The 19848-nt window shown below is 57.5% G+C and carries 13 protein-coding genes; 7 read left to right on the top strand and 6 right to left on the bottom strand.

Features of this window, described 5'->3' with window-relative positions:
- Window positions 1-126 precede the first annotated feature (126 nt).
- Window positions 127-873 (top strand): SDR family oxidoreductase, encoded by a 747-nt coding sequence (locus AB3U87_RS05950; protein WP_301250767.1) that lies wholly within the window; start codon window positions 127-129, stop codon window positions 871-873.
- A gap of 30 nt (window positions 874-903) precedes the next feature.
- Here the strand turns inward: AB3U87_RS05950 and AB3U87_RS05955 are convergent, their stop codons facing one another.
- Window positions 904-1980 carry a YncE family protein gene (locus AB3U87_RS05955; protein ID WP_394148690.1) on the bottom strand — a complete coding sequence of 359 codons (1077 nt, stop codon included), beginning with the start codon at window positions 1978-1980 and terminating at the stop codon, window positions 904-906.
- 306 nt (window positions 1981-2286) lie between these two features.
- Here AB3U87_RS05955 and fhuE (AB3U87_RS05960) point away from each other — a divergent pair, with 306 nt between their 5' ends.
- Window positions 2287-4428 (top strand): ferric-rhodotorulic acid/ferric-coprogen receptor FhuE, encoded by a 2142-nt coding sequence (gene fhuE, locus AB3U87_RS05960; RefSeq protein ID WP_394148691.1) that lies wholly within the window; start codon window positions 2287-2289, stop codon window positions 4426-4428.
- Window positions 4429-4500: 72 nt separating this feature from the next.
- On the opposite strand, the gene AB3U87_RS05965 is transcribed toward fhuE (AB3U87_RS05960), so the two are convergent.
- Window positions 4501-4857, bottom strand: coding sequence for a cyclophilin-like fold protein (locus tag AB3U87_RS05965; RefSeq protein ID WP_301250765.1), 357 nt, complete (start codon window positions 4855-4857; stop codon window positions 4501-4503).
- Between the two features lie 244 nt (window positions 4858-5101).
- Entirely contained in the window at window positions 5102-7294 is a 2193-nt protein-coding gene (gene fhuE / locus AB3U87_RS05970) for a ferric-rhodotorulic acid/ferric-coprogen receptor FhuE (RefSeq protein ID WP_394148697.1), read from the bottom strand.
- 360 nt (window positions 7295-7654) lie between these two features.
- Here fhuE (AB3U87_RS05970) and AB3U87_RS05975 point away from each other — a divergent pair, with 360 nt between their 5' ends.
- Both AB3U87_RS05975 and AB3U87_RS05980 read left to right on the top strand, forming a co-directional pair.
- Entirely contained in the window at window positions 7655-8842 is a 1188-nt protein-coding gene (locus tag AB3U87_RS05975) for a CynX/NimT family MFS transporter (protein WP_253454042.1), read from the top strand.
- Window positions 8843-9217: 375 nt separating this feature from the next.
- The gene (locus AB3U87_RS05980; RefSeq protein WP_253454040.1) at window positions 9218-9673 is read left to right on the top strand and encodes a hypothetical protein; all 456 of its coding nucleotides are present in this window, start codon (window positions 9218-9220) and stop codon (window positions 9671-9673) included.
- Between the two features lie 92 nt (window positions 9674-9765).
- On the opposite strand, the gene ahr is transcribed toward AB3U87_RS05980, so the two are convergent.
- Together ahr and AB3U87_RS05990 are read right to left on the bottom strand one after the other, a co-directional pair.
- The gene (gene ahr / locus AB3U87_RS05985; RefSeq protein ID WP_253454038.1) at window positions 9766-10782 is read right to left on the bottom strand and encodes an NADPH-dependent aldehyde reductase Ahr; all 1017 of its coding nucleotides are present in this window, start codon (window positions 10780-10782) and stop codon (window positions 9766-9768) included.
- Between the two features lie 165 nt (window positions 10783-10947).
- Window positions 10948-12264, bottom strand: a complete 1317-nt coding sequence (locus AB3U87_RS05990; RefSeq protein ID WP_370734449.1) for a methyl-accepting chemotaxis protein — start codon at window positions 12262-12264, stop codon at window positions 10948-10950.
- 278 nt (window positions 12265-12542) lie between these two features.
- Here AB3U87_RS05990 and AB3U87_RS05995 point away from each other — a divergent pair, with 278 nt between their 5' ends.
- From AB3U87_RS05995 to AB3U87_RS06005, 3 genes are read left to right on the top strand one after another with little or no spacing between them, the layout of a single operon-like run.
- A complete protein-coding gene (locus AB3U87_RS05995; protein WP_394148692.1) occupies window positions 12543-14045 on the top strand; it encodes an SrfA family protein in 1503 nt (500 codons plus the stop codon).
- A gap of 2 nt (window positions 14046-14047) precedes the next feature.
- Window positions 14048-17029: a virulence factor SrfB gene (locus tag AB3U87_RS06000; protein WP_253460964.1), complete on the top strand. Its 2982-nt coding sequence runs from the start codon at window positions 14048-14050 to the stop codon at window positions 17027-17029.
- On the top strand, window positions 17026-19407 hold the full coding sequence (locus AB3U87_RS06005) for a virulence factor SrfC family protein (protein ID WP_394148693.1): 2382 nt from the start codon (window positions 17026-17028) through the stop codon (window positions 19405-19407). The genes AB3U87_RS06000 and AB3U87_RS06005 overlap by 4 nt, the downstream gene beginning before the upstream one ends.
- Window positions 19408-19571: 164 nt before the next feature.
- Here AB3U87_RS06005 and AB3U87_RS06010 read toward each other — a convergent pair.
- A partial coding sequence (locus tag AB3U87_RS06010; RefSeq protein WP_394148694.1) for a carbohydrate-binding protein occupies window positions 19572-19848 on the bottom strand: 277 nt, incomplete at its 5' end.

Consider the following 19848-nt stretch of genomic DNA (forward strand, 5'->3'; position numbering starts at 1 on the left):
TCCTGATTATTTCCGTACAGGGATAGTTATTTTCATTTTACAGGATTTATCAACAAAAGGCGGAAGGCTACAGTGCGTTCTCACCCGGACAAGCCGGGCCATTATCTGTCCACAGCGGAGAAGAAGATGAATGCACTGAATGGCAAGATCGCATTAGTTACCGGCGGCACATCGGGAATTGGCCTGGCGGCCGCGCATGAACTGGCAGCTCAGGGTGCACGCGTGTTTATTACCGGAAGGCGTCAACCCGAGCTGGACGCGGCCGTCGCCGCCATCGGTACGGCGGCAACGGGCATTCGCGCCGATGCCGCCGTGCTGGCCGATCTGGATAGGGTTTACGCCACTATCGCGGAAAAAGCGGGCCGTCTGGATATTCTGTTCGCCAATGCGGGCGGCGGCGATATGCTGCCGCTGGGCGCCATCACCGAGGCGCATTTTGATCGGATATTTGGCACCAACGTGCGCGGCGTGCTGTTTACCGTGCAAAAAGCGCTGCCGCTGCTGAGCGATGGCGCTTCGGTGATCCTGACCGCCTCCACCACTTCCGTTCAGGGGACGGCCGGCTTCAGCGTCTACAGCGCCAGCAAAGCGGCGGTACGCAACTTTGCACGATCCTGGTCGCTGGATCTGAAAGAACGCGGTATTCGGGTTAACGCCATCAGCCCCGGCCCGGTAAAAACGCCTGGCCTGGGTGGATTAGTCAGTGAAGAGGAGCGCCAGGGATTGTTTGATTATCTGGCGGCTCAGGTGCCGCTGGGGCGCCTGGGCGAAGCGGAAGAGATTGCTAAAGCGGTCGCTTTTCTGGCTTCCGATGCGGCCAGCTTTATCAACGCGAGCGAACTGTTTGTCGATGGCGGTATGGCGCAGGTGTGATAATCAGGCGGCCCGCAGGCCGCCTCTTTCTTATTTCAGCGCGATACGCACTACGCTGTCCTTGCCTTTAGTCGAATCATCTTTGTTGAAATCCTGCTTGAGCGTGACGTAAAGCGTCTGCCCGTCCGGCGAAACCAGCAGGCTGTTCGGGCTGCTGTCGAACGACCAGCTGTTTTTCACCGCATAGCTGGTGGCGTCCAGCTGCAACACCTTTCTGGATTCGCGCTGGCTGATATACAGCTCGTTGCGCTTCGCGTTGAACTTGATGCCCAGCGCGTCGCCTTCGATGCGTTTGATCACTTTGCCGCTGCGCTCGTCGAACACCAGCGTGGTATTCGCCTTTGAGTTGTCGGTGACGAACAGGCGGCCGGTGGCCGGATCTTCCGCCAGGTTCAGCAGCAGATAAGCTTTGCCATCGCCCGCCGTCCAGCGTTTTTCAATTTTCTGCGTGCGCGGGTTGATCACCAGCACTTCGCCGCCGCCGTTAGCCGCATAAAGACGATCGGTCACCGGCGAATAAATAATGCCCGTCACCCACTTGCCGGCGTTCCTGATGGTCTTGCTTAGCTTCAGCGTTTTGGCATCCACCACCCAAATGACGCCCGGATCGCCCACGCCGCCCACGTAAAGCTTCCCTTCGTGCCAGAAAATTTCACGCGCACCGTAAGGCGAACCGTCTTTGCCCTTCTCGCTGAATGCCAGACGTTTCAGCACTTTGCCGCTCTCTGCATCCACCTTAGAAATAGTACCGTCGAGCGAGTTAGTGGTGTAGAACACGCTGCCGTCCGGCTCGACCGCCATACCAAAGTTTTTCAGATCGGTGTGGGTTTCACCGGTGGTTGCCAGCGTGGCGGGATCCAGACGATACAGAATGCCGCCGTTAACGTTTTTAAAAGATTGCGCGCTGGCGACGTAAAGCGCTTTCGGCGTCCAGGCCATTTCATACAGTCCATCGCCCAGCGCGCGCTCGGCAGGCTGCGCTTGCGCTTTGGCCGTCGCGGCAGAATTAACGGGCGCTTCTGGTTTTTTTGCCGGGGTCTGACAGGCGGCCAGACTGAATGCAGCAACGACCGCAAGGGCTACTTTACGCGGGCTAAAAGATTTCATGCAGGACTCCATCAATGGATAAACGGCCTGATAGCCGATAAAAAGAATGAGAAGCATACGCATTAGCAAAGGAGATGTAAATCTGCGCCATGCGTCAGACGGGATGAAGCGGCACGGCTAATGAGTTTTCCCTGTAAAAATAACAAGTTGTTACACTTTGCCGACAGGTTGTTTAGAGACTACTTAAAAGCAAATACTTATCATTAACATTCTCACTGCGATCTCCCCGCTGCGTGGCGCAGCCGGAGCGCCGTGAACGCACGTCCCACCGGACAATAAAAAGCAGTGGCCTATTGTGAGAATTTTATGTCTTTAAACCTCAGGGGAAACGGTGCGCGAGCGCCGGTATTTACCGTCTCGTTGCTGGCGCTGGCTATCCACGCCCTGCTCACTCCGGCCCTGGCCGAAGAGTCTGCTATGGTCGTTAACGCGGCTTCTGACGACGGCAGCGCCAGCGAACAGCAGGATTACAGCGTTAAAACCACGCGCGCCGGCACAAAAATGCTGATAACGCCGCGCGACGTGCCGCAGTCGCTCAGCGTGGTAACGAAGCAGCGTATGGCGGATCAAAATTTGCAGTCGGTCGGCGACGTACTGGATAACACCACCGGCATCGCCAGCGAGGTTATCGACAGCGAACGCTCCGCTTATTTTTCACGCGGCTTCCAGATCACTAATTTTACCTACGACGATATTCCGACCTCCGTCAGCGATACCTGGAACTTTGGCGATGCGGCGGAAGATACCGCCATCTATGAGCGTATTGAAGTGGTGCGCGGCGCGACTGGCCTGATGACGGGCGCAGGCAGCCCTGCCGCTTCGGTTAATATGGTGCGCAAACATGCCGACAGCAAAACCTTTACCGGCAACGTGTCGGCCAGCTACGGCAGCTGGAACAAGCAGCGCTACGTGGTTGACGCTTCCGGCCCGCTGAGCGAATCCGGCAACGTGCGTGGCCGCGTGGTGGCGGGCTATCAGGATGGCGACAGCTGGCTGGATCGCTACCATAAAACTAAAAAATTTATCTACGGGGTTATCGATGCCGATGTGACCGACAGCACCACGGTTTCGCTCGGCTATGACTATCAGCAGACCCATACCGGCAATCCAACCTGGGGCGGCCTGCCGACCTGGTATAGCAACGGCACGCGCACGCATTACGATCGCAGCACCAGTACGGCGGCGGACTGGACGCGCTATAGCGTAGACTCGCGCAAAGTGTTCGCTAATCTCAGCCATCAGTTCGACAACGGCTGGATCTTCCGCGCCGACGGCACCCATGCGGAAGAAACCTTTAACGACAAGCTGCTTTATTTGCAGCAGTGGCCGGATGAACAAACGGGCGAAGGCACGACTGGCTTCGGCAGCAAGGACAGAGGCAAGCGCAAGCTGGATGCTTTCGATACCTATGCCAGCGGCCCGTTCAGGCTGTTTGGCCGCCAGCACGAGCTGGTGGTGGGCGGAAGCTACAGCCGTCAGCATAATGCGACCTACAGCGCCGACGGCCCTTACGACGAAGGCCAGATCGGCAGCTTCCACGACGGCTGGAACGGCGATGCGGACGAGCCTGCCTGGGGCGACTGGTATCAGAACGCGGACGATATGGTCAGGCAGAAAGCGCTGTACAGCGCCGCCCGCTTCTCGCTGGCCGATCCGCTGTCGCTGATTGTCGGCGCGCGCTATACCCAGTGGAGCACCACCGGCAGCAGCGGCGATGTGAAAAAGAACAACATCACGCCGTACGGCGGGCTGGTGTATGACATTAATGATACCTGGTCAGCCTATGCCAGCTATACCTCGATCTTCCAGCCGCAAACGTATCGCAGCAAAGACGGCGGCTATCTTTCGCCTGTGACCGGTAAAAATTACGAAGCGGGCCTGAAATCCGCCTGGGACGATGGTCGCCTGACCGCCACTTTTGCCCTGTTCCGTATTGAACAGGAGAACGCTGCCGAAGCGGATGGCGACAATTATGTGAACGGCTCCAGCGAACAGGCTTATGTTGCGACCAAAGGCGCAGTGAGCAGAGGCGCGGAATTCGAGCTGAACGGCGCGGTAACGGATAATCTGCAAATGACGTTCGGCGCGACGCGCTTTGTCGCGACGGACTCCACCGGGCGCTACAGCAGCCAGATGCCGCAAACCCAGCTGAAGCTGTTTACCCGCTACCGTTTGCCGATGCTGCAGCAGCTGACCGTCGGCGGCGGCGTAAACTGGCAGAACCGCACTTTCCAGGACGCAACCGGCCCGGACGGCGAAACCAAACGGCTTTATCAGGGCAGCTATCCGCTGGCTAACCTGTTTGCCCGCTACCAGGTAACGAAGCAGCTGGCCGTGCAGGCCAACGTCAATAATCTGTTTGATCGCACCGAGTATACCTGGCTAAGCGACTCCGCCGTTTACGGCCAGCCGCGCAACTATGAGGTTAATCTCTCTTATACGTTCTGATTTTTTGGCATATACCCGGCGCGAAGCCGGGTTTTCATAATATGCCCCACAAATTGTGGCGCTGTCCGGCCCTCACCCTTTTTCGACCAGCTCAAAGGTGGCCATAAAGGAGGATCTGTTTAGCGGCAGCTTCTCAATGCTGTCCAACTGTCCCAGCGTCACAAGCCCGGCGGCATAGCCAGAATCCTTGTAGAAGATAGCCAGATTGCCCCAGGGCGCATAAAAAGCGATATCGCCTTTTAAGGCACGGGTGCCCTCAGGCGATCCCTCTACTGAGAGTTTTGCAGGAAGATCGCTGATTTTTTCAGTCGCTGCGTAGTCGTTTAATTCCAGCGTTAGCGGCAGCATAGCCGCAAAATCCCTGGCCGCCTCGCTGTCATTCAGCGAGGCCAACAGAATAACGTTATCAATAACCATATTTATTTTCATGTTTTTCTCCCTGAGCGCGCACGCAGCCTCAGATAGCGAAGGATCAGCCGTTCCCGACTAACGTGTAGCGGTTTTTAAAGGGAACTAGTTTTAGCAGAGGCGCCAAGAAGGTTGAATGACTGTTTTAAGCATGCAGTAATGAGGATCGTTCATTAATGACCGCCGAGTATAAAGAGAAAGTTCCCCGCATTGACTTACCGGCAAAAAAATAGCTCCCGCAGGAGCTATCTTTATCTGTGCCGCATCAGAACTTATAGCTGGCCGTTAATGAGAAATTACGCGGTTCGCCGTAAACGATATATTGGTTCACGCTGGTGTCATATTCTTTATCAAACAGGTTATTGATGTTGGCCTGTAGCGTCAGCTGCTTAGTCACCTCATAGCGGCTGAACAGGTTTACCAGCGCATAGCTGCCCTGCTCCGCGTGCCAGGTGCCGTTGCCTTCCGGCGCGGGCACATCCTGCCAGACGTGCGTCTGCCAGTTTACGCCGCCGCCGACCGTCAGCGCCTGGAGCGACGGCAGACGATAGCTGGTGAACAGCTTCAGCGACGTGCGCGGCAGCTGAGGGTTAACCGCTTCGTCTTCGCTGTCTTCCGCTACATAACGGGTACCGCCCACGGTCATTTGCCAGTTATCGGTCAGCGCGCCGTTCACTTCAAATTCAATCCCGCGGCTCACGGTGCCCGATTTGCCTACGTAGGCGGTATCGGTCGATCCGGCAATGATCTGTCCGGTGCTCTGGGCTACGTTGTCCTGTTCGATGCGGAACACCGACAGCGAGGTCGTGAGGCGGCTGTTCATCCAGTCAGACTTCAGGCCTGCCTCGTAGTTTTTACCAACCACCGGCGACAGGTAGCTGCCGTTGATATCACGATAGGTCTGCGGCTGGAATACCGAGGTATAGCTGCCGTAGGCTGACCAGTTTTCGTTGATGTCATACACCAGGCCGCCGTACGGCGTGATGTTGTTTTTCTCCATATCCTGGGTCAGCGTATTGGTGCTCCAGCGCGTATAGCGCGCGCCGAGGATCAAATGCAGCGGATCGGCCAGGGTAATGCGGGTTGCCATATAGGCGGATTTCTGACGCGTCACGTCTTCCTGCGCGAGCGTTCGCTCGCTCCATTCTGTTTCCGGGTATTGGCCGTTATAGCTGTTGAAATCGCCCAGCATCTCTGAGGAAATGTTGTCAAAAGCGCTGTAATAAGTGTTCTTCTGCTTACTGTAGCTGACGCCCGCCATCAGCTCGTGCTGGCGACCAAACAGCTCATAAGGGCCGCTGGCGAAGGTATCGACCGAGTCGACCTTGCGTTTACCGGTGTTATAACCGGTGCCGCCGACGACCGGGTAATCCGCGTAGGAAGAGACGCCCGCGCCGGTGTTCTTATCGAAGAAACCGTCGATATAGAGCTGACGGCTGTCAAGGAAGGTTTCGTTATGGGTGCCGTTTAGCGTCAGCATCCAGCCGTTGTCAAAACGCTGCTTCAGGTTAACAAAAACCTTTTTGCTTTCTTTATCGTTATAGGCCCACTCTGGCGCCGTGTTATAGCCACGACGATAGTCGGTGGACGATCCATCGCTATGCCAGCGAGGCACGCCGCTCCAGGTTGGGCTGTCCGCGTTGGTTTGCTGGTATTCATAGCCAACGGAAAGCGTGGTGTAATCGGTCAGATCGGCATCCACCACGCCGTAGATAAATTTCTTTTCGGCGCCGTAGCGCTCAACGAAGCTGTTGTTGTCCTGATAACCGGCAACTACACGGCCTCGTACGTTGCCGGATTCGCTCAGCGGCGAAGAGAGATCGGCTACGTAACGCTGCTTGTCCCAGCTGCCGTAAGTGGCGGAAAGCTCGCCCGTCGCGGTTTTGCTGTCCGCATGTTTGCGCACCATATTGACCGCGGCGGAAGGGTTGCCCGCGCCGGTCATCAGGCCGGTTGCGCCACGTACGACTTCGATACGCTCGTACAGTGCCGTATCAGACTGGGCGTCGCCCAGATTCCAGCGCCCTTCAAATACGGTCGGGATGCCATCGACCATATAGTTGTCAATCAGGAAGCCACGCGAGTAATAGGTGCGGCGATCCATATCCGCTACGGACTGCATCACGCCCGTTGTATTGTTCAACACATCGCCCAGCGATTGCAGCTGCTGATCTTCCATGCGCTGCTTGCTGATAATACTGACTGACTGGGGAATATCGCGCGCAATCATCGGCATTTTGGTGCCCGAAGAGGTGACGGGAACGCTGTAATCGGTAGCGGAGGTATCGGTGACATTATCTGACGCGGCGCTCACCGTAAGCGTTTGTTCTGCGGTTTCCGCCGCTGCTGCCTGAGGCATCTGTAACGCCACGGCGACCAGCGCGGCGACGATGGAGTAAGAAGTGGCTACGCCGCCGTGCCGGCGGATTTCCCTGTTAATGTGCTGAGCAAAAAACATCACTACCTCGATCTTGTCATTAACGGCCTGAGCCGTTTAGCCACTGTGATTTTTGTTTTATGGAACGCTTTTACCGACGCTGCTACCCCGGCGATCGCCGAATGATACGGCCATCTACAAATGCGAATGAGAACTATAATTTTTTTTATTTCTTATGTAAAAGACTATTAATGAACTTTTCAGGATTTTGTAAGACGTAAGCCATGACGGGTAAACCGGCTACATAAGGGCATTCTGAAAAGGTTTACAACGGCGCTTTTTAGCCGTTAACATAGCGCCCAGACAGCCGGGCCAGCTCGGTTGCGTAAGCGTTAACGTCAACCAACGCATAATCAGCGGGCCGCGCCTGCTCTTTTTGCGATGTCGATAATGTCCCCAATTTTTACCCGTTCCGGTTTTTTCCTTACTGTTTTACTGCTTACCGCAGCCTGTTTGCGCGCCCCCCTGACGTCGATTGGCCCGGTGCTGGAAGATATTCGCCTGACCTTTAGCCTGACGGCTACCGACGCTGGCCTGCTTAATTTTATTCCGCTGATGATGTTTGCCCTGCTCGCGCCACCTGCAGCGTGGTCAGGCAATCGCTTTGGACTGGAGAAAACGCTGTGGCTCGCGGTCTGGCTGATCTTATCCGGTTCCGCTCTGCGCATTGCCGGCAGCAGCGCTGCGCTATGGCTGGGCACGGCGATCCTGAGCGGTGGTATTGCCGCCGCCAACGTGCTGCTGCCGCCGCTGATTAAGCGTGATTTCGCCCGGCATTCCGCCCGCTATATCGGTCTTTATGCCTGTGTCATGTCGATTACCGCCAGCCTGGCTTCCGGTATCGCGGTGCCGCTGGCATCGTTAACGAATGCGGGCTGGTTTTTTTCGCTGGCCGTCTGGCTGATCCCGGCGGCCATCGCGCTGGCGGCCTGGCTACCGCTGCTGAAACGCGCCCGGCAACGACAAACGACGCGCACACCGCTGGCGGTTTCTACGCTGCGCTCGCCGTGGCGTGCCGCATTAGGCTGGCAGGTTTCGCTGTTTATGGGATTGCAGTCGCTGGCCTTTTACACGCTGATTGCGTGGTTTACGCCCTGGGCTGAGGCGCAAGGATTCAGCCAGTTTGCCGCCGGCTGGCTGCTGTTTCTCTATCAGATTGTGGCAATCGTCGCCAATCTTGCCTGTATGCGGGCGCTGAAACGCCTGGCCGATCAGCGCGCTATCGCCCTGCTGGCTTCGCTGGCAATTTTTACCGGGCTGTGCGGCCTTTATCTGTTCCCTGCCCTGGCCGTGTTTTGGTTGATTATTGCCGGACTGGGCGCGGGCGCCTCTTTGGTGATAAGCCTTTCTCTGTTTGGTCTGCGTTCGGGCGATCATCATCAGGCTTCGCGCTTATCAGGCATGGCACAATGCGTAGGTTACGGTCTGGCCGCGCTGGGCCCGCTGGTTTTCGGCGTGCTGCACGAGCATTTTGACAGCTGGTCGGCCCCGCTGCTGTTTATGATTGCGTTAAGCCTGTTACAGGTGGCGATTGCGCCGCTGGCGGGAAGAAATAAGGTGATAGGTTAAGCCATTTGCCGCTTCGTTCCTGATTCGAAGCGGCACTTTACCCGCAAAAAATGCCTTTCTTACTGATAGTTTGTATCTGATTTAGCTGCGTTTTAGCCTGTACGAATGCGTGTTATCTCTGGAGTTTAGGTATGGAATTATTATCAGTACCTTTAGTATGATGTAACTAAAGTGCGATCATGACTCCCGTTAGCCGGTTTTTATCCATCACGATTATCGGAAAACTGAGATCTTGCCTGCTCAGGCGCGTCAGGTCTTTGTCTGCGCCGGTTAAAAAATGCGATAAGGCACATTTTAAGAAGAGACCTGACTGTTTTCAGACGCGGCCAGGCGCTAAAATAGCGCCTTAAAAGCCGTAGAGGATAGTGAGGTATAATGATCTGTCGTTTCACCCTGGCCGTAGCGATGGCCGCCATAACCCTGACCGGCTGCACCAGCCACAAGAAAGATGAACCGGCCACAACATCGATAACGGCATCGGCTAAAGATTTCTTTAAAGGCCCGGCCGTGGTTTCGGCCGAAGATTTCTCCACGGGGCCAACTCAGGTTGACGTTTCCCACGTGACCAGCCGTACCGATGACGGCTCTGCCGTTTATGTCACAGTGGACGGTAAAGATGCCGGCGCGCTGATCCGCGGTCAGAGCCTGCAACTGCATTTGCCCGCAGGCGAGCACCAGGTTGGCGGCTATGTCCCTACCCTGCTCGGCTTTGGGCGTGTCACTATCCCGGCGGTAAAAGTGACCACCACGCCGGAAAAAGTAAAAAAGGTAGCCTACTCCACCGGCCTGAAGACCCCTGCTTTTACTGAAACGGACGCAGGCCAGGGCTAAGTACACATCATGGTTGTATCCGGCCAGAGCAGGCTAAAAAAAACGGCGACCGCAGGGTCGCCGTTCAGCATATCAGCAGCTAAAAGACCGCATCAGAAATCCGCTTTCAGCACCACACGATAGTTCGCCTTACCGGCGCGCACGTGATCCAGCGCTTCATTGATTTTTGACATCGGGAAATACTCCACGCGCGGCGCGATATCGCGGCGTGACGCCAGCTTCAGCAGCGAGCGCAGCTGGCCCGGAGAACCGGTAGACGAGCCGGTCAACGCTTTATCGCCCATAATTAGCTGGAAAGCGGAGACTTCAAACGGTTTCAGCACGGCGCCCACGGTGTGGAATTTGCCCTGCGGCGCCAGCGCGTCGAAGTAAGGTTTCCAGTCCAGATCCACTGCTACAGTGCTGATAATCAGATCGAAACGGCCCGCCTGGCTTTTCAGCGCTTCCGGATCGCGGCTGTTGATGACCTCGTCAGCGCCCATTTCCAGGATGGACTGCTTTTTATCTGGCGTGGAGCTGAACGCCACCACTTCCGCGCCCATCGCGCGCAGGATCTTGATAGCGATATGGCCCAGGCCACCAATGCCGATGACGCCCACGCGGCTGGTCGCCGTGACGTTGCTCATCAGCAGCGGTTTAAAGACGGTGATGCCGCCGCACAGCAGCGGGCCAGCGGTCGCCGCGTCCAGGTTTTCCGGCAGCGGAATAACCCATTGCCAGTCGGCGCGAAGCTTCTCGGCAAAGCCGCCGTTGTTCAGAATGGTAGGGATTGAACCCTGCTCGCAGTTAACCTGCTCGCCATTGATACAGGCGTCGCAGTGCTGACAGCTTTTCGCCGTCCAGCCAATGCCCACGCGCTGGCCAACGGAAAGCCCTTTGGACTTCGCTGCTTCGCCCATGGCGGACACGCGACCAATCACTTCATGGCCGGCAATAGTCGGATAGCGTGAGATGCCCCACTCGTTATCGATCATTGAGAGATCGGAATGGCAGACGCCGCAATATTCCACTTCGACTTCCACTTCCTCGGCGCTCAGCTCCGGCGCATCATACTCATACAGCTCCAGGGCCTTACCGGCTTCCATCGCTGCATAGCTTTTGATTTTCATGCTCTCTTCCTCTGTTTCGTTAACGGACTGAGTTTAGCAAAGCTCGCCGGATGGTCAGGGAGCGAAACGAGTCATTAGCGGCAGGGAGTGTATCAGGATGTAAAAATTGACGATCTGCGCCGCAATATGTCCACTATTGCGGCAGCCCGCCGGAAGATGAAGCCGCTATTTGGTCAGATGCTGCGTCACGTTGCCGATGGCATCCACCACCTGCTCGGAGTTGTTCTGAATATTTACGATAACGTCGCCCGCTTCTTTTACCAGCGCCACGCCGCTGTCGGCCCGCGCCAGGTTTGCGGTAATATTTTTTTGCGCCAGCTGTGCCAGCTGCTGGTTACGATCGACCACGCTCGCGATCTCCTGGCTGGCGCTATTGATATTGGCCGCCAGGCTGCGCACCTCGTTAGCCACGACCGCAAAGCTGCGTCCATGCGTGCCCGCTCTGGCCGCTTCAACGGCGGCGTTTAACGCCAGCAGGTTGGTCTGATTGGCAATAGAACGGATCGTTTCCACTATCTCGCCAATTTGCGCGGACTGGGAGCTAAGGCCGTTGATGTCTCCTGAGACTTTATGCATCTCGCTGGCGACTTCGTTCATGCGCGCCACGCTGTTTTCAATCACGCTGACGCCGAGCCGCGTGTTTTGACTGGTTTCCACCGCCGCTTTATACGCGTGATCGACCGCTTCGCGCTCCTGCTGGTTTTTCTCTACCTGTGCCGTTACGTCGGTAGCGAATTTGACCACCTCATAAAGCTCGTTGTTAGCATCGAAAATCGGGTTATAGGTGGCGCGTAGCCAAATCGTTTCGCCCTTGCTGTTAACGCGGGGGAATTGCCCGGCGACAAAGTCGCCCTTTTGCAGCTTGTGCCAGAACTCGCTGTATTCACGGCTGTTATACACTTCCGGCGCGCAAAACATGCGGTGATGACGCCCGATAATTTGCTCATGGCTATAGCCGGTGGTTTTTAAAAAGTTCTGGTTGGCGCGTAATACTTCACCCTTCAGGTTAAAAGCAATCACCGCCATTGAGCGGCTGATAGCAGTCGTCATCGCCCGCTGCTCCTGCGCATCCTGAATATGGCGAGTAATATCGGAGGCTAGCTTAACGATTTTAATCACCCGGCCGTGGCGATCCTGTACCGGCACATAGTTAGCTTCAAGCCAGATCGGGCGCTGATGTTTTGCCAGCCGCAGGAACTTATCACTGAAGCTTTCGCCACGCGCAAGGCGCTGCCAGAACTGACCATATTCCGGCGAGTGGATCAGCTCGTCGGTACAGAAGAGCCGATGATGCTTGCCAACGATTTCGCTCAGTTTGTAGCCCATTGTCTCTAAAAAAAGCGCATTTGCCGTCAGGATATGACCCTGTGGCGTAAATTCGATCATGGCGATGGCGTTGTTCAGCGAGCTGAGCGTTGCGCGTAAATGGCTGGCGTTGGATTTCAGCCAGGATAATATCCCCGATTTGGTAGAGCCGATCATGTTGTAACCTTTTGTCATATTTATGGTATTCGTCACAAAATCGTTATCGGCACTTTGGGTAAAAAATTAACCTCGGCCGCGCCTGTTATTGCGATAGGCGCTGCTTTTTCCAGCTATTTTCCTTAAAAATTAACCTGTTCCTGACTTTTTTTTGCGTCATGAGCTGAGTAAAACACGCTTTACCCTCTTATTTCTGCATTTGATTTAAGTCCACTCGACTACAGTAAATAGAAATTTGGATTAAAACTTATTGAATCCTGACTAAAAAAGGTCTTTGCGTGGCTAAACTATTTTTACGCAGCGGAAGCCTGGACGCGGTTCTGCCTCTTGGCGAAAACGGTCAGCCCGTTTATTTATCAGCCCTGCAGCTGCGCGAGACGCTGCGCCTGCGGAAACAGCAGCAGATAGCTGACTGCCTGGCTATCCCTCAACCCAACGATGCCGGTGACCGTCTGGACTGGTATTCGCCCATTTCCGGCAAAGTTATCTCCTGGGCTGCGGCCAGCGACAGCGCACGCGCGCACGCGTTAAATCAGCTGGTTGCCTGTCAGCAAACGGTGGCCGACCTGTGCCAGCGTGCGCTGCAGTCGGATAAAAACAGTCAGAAACTTTTTGGCGCGCTGCTGGCTAAAGCGATTCAGTTTCCCGATCAAAACTTTGTCTATCTGGTCGGCGGCAAACCCGTTCTGACCTTCTGGGGATTTGTCAGCCTTGAGAAAAAAGGCCAGCTGGATCCGCTGGATTGTCTGCGCGCCGTCGAAGAAGAAGTGCCGTTGACGCTGTCGAAAATGACGGCGGCCGCGCCGGTGGTTGCCGTCGCGCCTGCGGTAAGCGCGCCGCCTGTCGCTGCCGCCGTCGCGCCTGTCGTTACGCCTGTCGTTACACCTGCCATTGCGGCTTATCAGACCTCCGCCGAGCCGGAAAATGCGCCTGAGCCGCCGCCCGCTGCATCAGCGCCCGTTAAACCCGAGCCTGTGAAAAATACGGCTAAGCAAAACCTGCTGCGCTATGGCTGGATACTGCCTGCTGCCGCGCTGCTGGTTGTGTTTGGCGTGCAGATGAAAAACTATTTTTCCGCCATGCGTCAGGAAGTGACAGCGTCACAAGCCGCGAACGTAAATGAGCCGAAACCTGCGGTTGCGCCCGAGAAAACCGCTGCTGATATCAAGCAATCTGCTGCCGAACCGGCTAAACAAACCGCTGAGACGAAGCCGGCTGCCGATGCGGCTAAACAACCTGCCGAAACGCAGCCTGCTGCTGATGCGGTTAAGCAGTCTGCCGTTGCGCTGCCGGTAGCACCCGCCAGCGTCGCGGCCGTTACGGTGACGCCGACGCAGTCCGCTGCTGAGACCACGCCAGCCCCGGTTGAACAGCCGCCTGCCGTGCCTGCGGGTAAAGATGATTTAGTGCTGCCTGCGGACGCGGTCAAGCTAGGCTCTACCCGTTTCCTTAACGGCAACTGGCGCGTGATTGTCGGCATTAAAACCCCGCTCACCGGCAAGCCGCCCGTGCTGCGCTATCAGCTGCGCAACGGCAAAGGCCAGGCGCAGATGACCCAGGGCGACGGCACGGTTTGTCGCGTGGAGGTCTACGCGGGCGTGATGAAATCCGGCAACCTGGTAATTAATAGCCGCACCCGAGCAAAATGCAGCGACGGTTCGCGCTACCACATGCCCGAGCTGACCTGTGTACAGGGCGCCGAAGGCACCGCCGCCGCCTGTAGCGGCCAATATGATGCCGATACCGTATTACCGATGACGATGAAGCGCGAGAGTAAATAATGATGCTGGCGACCGCAGATTTTAAACCGAACATGACGCTGATTCAGAACAGCGGCATCCAGTTCCTGGATTTTGCCCTGACGCCGGATCCGGAAAACGATTTGCCGGGCAAATTTGTCCGCCAGACGGCCAACGGCCCGCTGCTGCGTCTGAACTTTAACGCGCAGAGCGGCAAATATTTGCTGCCGATCGCGGTGGGCGGCATGCCGGAAGTGGTGAAGCCCGAGTTTAGTTTCCCGCTGGCGCAGTCGCTGGCGCTGCTGGACGGCGTGTGGCTGCCGCTGCCCTTCTTTCGCTTTAATCCGCCCCGCACTTTTATCGGCGGGCCTGATAACTGGGCGCGCGTGCAGATTGTCGCGCTGGATAAGCCCGATCAAAACGGCAAGACGCATCGCATTTGCCTGGCTTTCGAAACCCGCACCTGGCAGGAAGGCGAAGACGAGTCGCTGGCGCTGGTGGAGAGCGACGTCAAAAACGGCGTCAGCTTCGCGCTGGCTTATCGCAGCAACGAGCTGGGCGAGTTTCTGGATCATACCTGGATCGACGGCTGGCTGCGCGAGGTCTTCAGCCAGCAGGCCGCCGCCGTCGAGCAGCGTCCGCAGGTTAATATCCGCACCGCGCTGCGCGAATTCGAATACCAGGCCCATTACCTGAATATTCTGCATATGCTCGGCCACCAGCTGGCGATGCCGGAGCTGAAGATCAGCGCCGCCACGCTACAGGAGCCGGCCATCCCGGTCGATTTGATCCTGGACGTTGGCAACTCGCATACCTGCGGCATTATGGTGGAAGATCACGTTGACGATCATCACGGCCTCAAGCACACCTATGAGCTGCATCTGCGGGATCTGGGCACGCCGCACCGCGTCTATAACGAGCTGTTCGAGAGCCGCGTTGAATTTGCCCAGGCCAGCTTTGGCAAGCAGAACTTCTCGATGGAAAGCGGACGCGATGACGCCTTTATCTGGCCTTCGATTACCCGCGTAGGCCGCGAGGCGAGCAACCTGGCGCTGCAGCGTTTAGGCACGGAAGGCGCAACCGGCATTTCCAGCCCGCGCCGCTATCTTTGGGATGAGGATGCCTACACGCCAGGCTGGCGCTTCAGCCGCACGCCGGGCAACGCCGCGCTGGAGCCGCTGGCAACCGCCGCGCCGCTGACTAATCTGGTTAATGACGAAGGCGAGCCGCTGTTCAGCCAGCCGCTGGAGGAGCGCCTGCCGGTCTTTACGCCGCAGTACAGCCGTAGTTCCGTAATGACGTTTATGCTTGGCGAACTGCTGGCGCAGGCGCTGCTGCAAATGAACAGCGCGCTGCAGCGCCAGAAGATGCTGCACAGCAGCGCGCCGCGCCAGCTGCGTAATATTATCCTGACGCTGCCTTCCGCTATGCCTAAACCGGAGCGCGAGATTTTCCGTCGTCGGATGCAGGAAGCGATCGCGCTGATCTGGAAAGCGATGGGCTGGCATCCGGCGGATGACGACTTTACCAGCGCCAAAGACAAGGCAAAAAGCAGCGTGCCGGTACCGGAAGTCCAGATGGAATGGGACGAAGCGACCTGCGGCCAGATGGTTTATCTCTATAACGAAACGCAGGTGAACTTCGGCGGTCGCGCCGAGGCGTTCTTTGTCAGCATGGCGCGCCCCGATCGCGTTCGCGCGCCCGACGAGCCGGTGGGCAAAACGCTGCGTATCGCCTCCATTGATATCGGCGGCGGCACCACCGATCTGGCGATCACCCAGTATCGCCTGGATGACGGCGTCGGTAACAACGTGAAGATTATGCCGCGCCTGCTGTTCCGCGAAGGCTTTAAGCAGGCCGGCGACGACATTCTGCTGGATGTGATCCAGCTTTACGTGCTGCCCGCCTTGCAGCACGCGTTCAAAGAAGCCGGTATGGTGAACCCGGAAGGCGTAATGACGCGGCTTTTCGGCCATGAAGGTCGTCTGGACGGACATTCCACGCTGCGTCAGCAGGTTACGCTGCAAATTTTCATTCCGGTAGGCCAGGCGATTCTGGAAGCCTATGAAAAATTCGATCCGCTGGAGCTGAACGCCGAGCTGGATGCCCGCTTTGGCGAGCTGCTGGCCCAGGCGCCGACGCAAAAGCTGCTCGACTATATCAACCGCGAGATCCAGCGCGAGCTGCCGAACGAGGCGGAAGCTTTCGATCTGCTGCGTGTCCCGCTGGTGGTCAGGCTGAGCAAGCTTCATGCGGAGTTCCTGTCGCCGCGTATGAATATTACCCAGAGCCTGCGCTCGATGTCGGAAGTGGTCGCCGTGTATGACTGCGATGTGCTGCTGCTGACGGGTCGCCCTTCGCGCTTCCCTGGCGTGCAGGCGCTGTTCCGCCATCTCCAGCCGCTGCCGGTCAGCCGTATTCTGTCGCTGGACGGCTACCACACCAACGACTGGTATCCCTTTAACAAACAGGGCCGGATTGAGAACCCGAAATCCACGGCGGCGGTCGGCGCTATGCTGTGCCTGCTGTCGCTGGATTTAAGGCTGGCGAACTTCTGGTTTAAGGCAGGTGATTTTCAGCCGTACTCCACTATTCGCTATCTGGGCATGCTGGACGGTAACGGCAGCCTGAGCGCCGAGAACGTCTGGTATGCCGATATCGATCTGGATGACGATAATTTCCGGCTCGACCCACGCGAGCGTTTTCAGGTTCGCGGCGCGCTGACGCTGGGATTCCGGCAGCTGGATAACGATCGCTGGCCCGCTTCGCCGCTTTACACCCTGTCGATCGCCGATCCGCAGCTGGCCCGCAGCGTGGCAGGCGACAAGGTGCTGAAGATCAAGCTGGCGGTGGCGGAAACCAAAGGCGAATTCGGCCCGGAAAGATTTGCTATTGCCGAGGCAACGCTGGACGACGGCAGCCGCGTGCCGCTGGAACATCTGCGGCTCAGGCTGAATACGCTGGCCAGCAGCGGCTCAGGATTAACCCATTACTGGATTGACAGTGGGAGCGTATATAAAAAATGAAAGCGTTGACGCCTAAGCCATCGGGGCAGTTCGGCAAAAAACTGGAAAACGTGACCAAGGGTATCGATCGCGCGCTGATTTGGCTGGAAAGCGCCCGTACCACCGCCCCACGTCTTAATATGGAAGCGGATCGCCTTGGCGTCCGGCTGCGGCATCAGCATAACAAGGCAACCCGGCTGAATGAGGCCGCGAGCAATGAGTGCGCGGTCGGCTTTTTCGGCCTGGCGCAGGCGGGCAAAGCCTGGCTGATCGCCGCGCTGGCCGCCAGTGAAAAAGGCCGGATGGAGCTGGCGCTGGGCAATACCACCTTTGACTATGCGCAGCTTAATCCGCAGCAGCAGAGCGCCACCATGGTGATGCGCTTCAGCGGCCGGCAGACCAGCACCGATAACGAATGGCCGGTGCAGCTGTCGCTGATGAGCGAAGAAGAGATCGCCGGCGTGCTGGCGCAAATCTGGGCCAAACGCAGCGGCAGCGAAACCATCGCGCTGGATGAGCAGCAGATTGCCGAGCGCATGAAAAGCGTCGCCGTTTATCGCCAGGCGCAGAGCGTGGAAGGCATGAGCAGCAATAACGTGGTGGCGCTGTGGCACCGTCTGAACGCCGCCCAGATTTGCCGCAGCAAGGCGCTGGAAAGTCATTTCTGGCCGCAGGCCGTGGAGCTGGCGCCGATGCTGGGCGTGGACGATCGCGCCCGCCTCTTTTCCCTGCTGTGGAATGAAGACCGCGATCTTTCCGCGCTTTATCGCCAGCTGGCGCACGTGCTGCATCATCTTTCCGGCGCGCGACGCGTGCTGGCGCCCATCAGCACGGTGGACGATCCCGGCCTGAGCGTATTAAACAGCAGCGGCCTGCGCTATTTTAACGCCTCATCGGATCGCGTTATTCAGGTAGTGCCGCAGCATAACGGCCGCAGCCTGAGGCCGGTTAACCTGGCGCTGGGCGAGCTGAACCTGCTGAGCCGCGAAGTGCTGCTGCCGTTCTACAGCGCGCCGCGTGAAAACCTGTTTGAACAGGTCGATCTGCTGGACTTTCCCGGTTTTGAAGAACCGTCAGTTCTGCCGGATGACAGCGCGCACGAACTGGCGCTGGCCTTTACCACCGCCAAGCGTCCTTTCCTGTTAACCCGCGCCGCAGAACGGCAGGATGTCGACTTGCTGATGGTCTGTAACGCTTCCAGCCAGCGCGCGGATACCCGCATCGTGGGCCGTGTGCTGGACAACTGGGTGAAGCAGACCCAGGGCCAGCCGCACAGCGGCCGCAAACCTGCGCTAATCTGGGCGCTGACGCCTTTTGACCAGCGTATTACGCACGGTCAGAACCACGACGCCGCCGTACAGCGCTACGTGGGCAATCCCGGCGATGCCTGGGGCACCATGCTGACGATGGACGATAAGGGCGTGAAGCGGATGGCGGGCTGGCTGACCAGCGAAGTCAGCCGCGAAAACAAAATGACGCGCTTGCAGGAACAGCTCAGCGAGATCCGTCGCGAGCTGAGCGATAACCTGCTGGGCCGCTGGTATCTGGCGGCGGAAAAAGAGGAGCCGGAGGCCCGCCTGCGCGTTGCCGAATCGCTGCTGAAGGCGTTGCAAACCAGAACCGGCGTGCACGGCGAGCTGCTGGAGCGGCTGCTGCCGACGCGCGAAACGCTGCGTCACCTGTTTATGCAGCAGCAACACCCCGCCGAGCGCCGCAGCAACGAAGAGTATGCCCTGACGGAAGAGGATCCCTTCGGCATTGGAATGAGTATCGATCTGTTGAGCAACGATCCTTTACCGCTGCCGCTGGATGCGCAGCAAACGGGCGAGAAGAGCGAAGCGGAAAATGGCTTTGCGCAACAGGTCTACCGTTACTGGATCAACCTGCTGGGACAGCTGCCCGAACAGGACGCGCTGCTGGAGCTGCTGGGCGTGACGCGCCCCACGCTGGAGATGCTGACCGAAGAGCTGACCACGGCCAGTATTCGTCTGGATATTGAAGGCGCGCTGGTGAAAATCCTGACGGATAAAGATGCGGCGAATACCCCGGCCGAGATGCTGGCCGATCGCCAGGTCTCCCGCGCGCTGAGCGTGCTGGGCGATTTCGTCGCCTGGCTCGGCTTCCAGCATCTGCCAGAGTCGGCGCGCCCCGACAGTAAAATCAATCGTGGCCAGAAGATCTTCGCCCGTCCGGAAACCCAGGCCGCCAGCCTGGGGCCGGGCCAGCGGCTGACAAAGCTGGCGCTGAAGCCTAATAACCATGCCGCCTACTATATCTATGACTGGCTGGTGGGGCTGAATGAAACCATTCTGCTGAACGCCGGTTATTCCGCCGCTCGGGAGATTGACGGCGAGCACCGCGCGCAGCTGGCTGAGATTTTGAAGCAGACAGGTAAGTAGCAGGCACGGGAGAAAGCCGTTGCAGGATGGCGGCGGTTTAGTTGAACCGCTGGTTACTTTCAATAAAGGTAAAAAACGCAGAGTACCCTTCCCATGTGCTCTGCGTTGCCATTTAACAGCAGCCCGAAATGAATACTTTTCAGGCTGCCTGACTCAGACCTGGGTTAGATCTCTGTCCATGGACGGCCGTCGCCGTCTGCCGCCCCGGTCGTGCTCTCCAGGCCGGGTTCGGTGCCCTGCCCAATCCACCATTTAGCCAGATAGTTTCGTCCTTTGTGCGTCACCCTGTCGCCTCCGACGTATATGCGACCGGCTTCCCAAAGCGGATAAAGCGGCGGAGCCGGCGCCACCGGTTCTTCAGGCACTTCAGGCACTTCAGGCACTTCAGGCACTTCAGGCACTTCAGGCACTTCAGGCACTTCAGGCACTTCAGGCACTTCA

Source organism: Erwinia plantamica (assembly GCF_043420595.1).
Classification (GTDB): domain Bacteria; phylum Pseudomonadota; class Gammaproteobacteria; order Enterobacterales; family Enterobacteriaceae; genus Erwinia; species Erwinia aeris.